The organism is Pseudoalteromonas sp. S1610 (genome assembly GCF_005887465.1).
Lineage (GTDB): Bacteria > Pseudomonadota > Gammaproteobacteria > Enterobacterales > Alteromonadaceae > Pseudoalteromonas > Pseudoalteromonas undina.
Genome location: NZ_PNDI01000168.1, coordinates 1 through 249, shown reverse-complemented (window position 1 = coordinate 249; position 249 = coordinate 1). Strand labels below are relative to the sequence as shown.

General features: G+C 36.9%; 1 protein-coding gene. It reads right to left on the bottom strand.

Annotated features, from left to right (window positions below; genetic code table 11):
- Window positions 1–52: 52 nt before the first annotated feature.
- Window positions 53–249, bottom strand: a 197-nt coding sequence (locus CWB77_RS18250; RefSeq protein ID WP_138623880.1) for a response regulator, incomplete at its 5' end; no start/stop codon positions are given.

Sequence of the window (249 nt, the reverse complement as noted above, 5' to 3'; positions counted from 1 at the left end):
GTGCTTCTTTAAAAATAAAACCTATTACACCCTCATTCAAAGAGCGCCGACTTTAAACATCACGTGAAAAAGTGGTCATAATTATCATATTAACTACAGGATATTTAGCTGCTATTTGCTCTCTAATCTCAATGCCTTTCATGCTTGGCATCTCTATCTCAGTTAAATTGATATAGGGATGTAAGTCTTTACTAAGCGCGCTGATTTCATTTAACGCCTCTCGCCCATTACTTGCTTGACCAATTACCT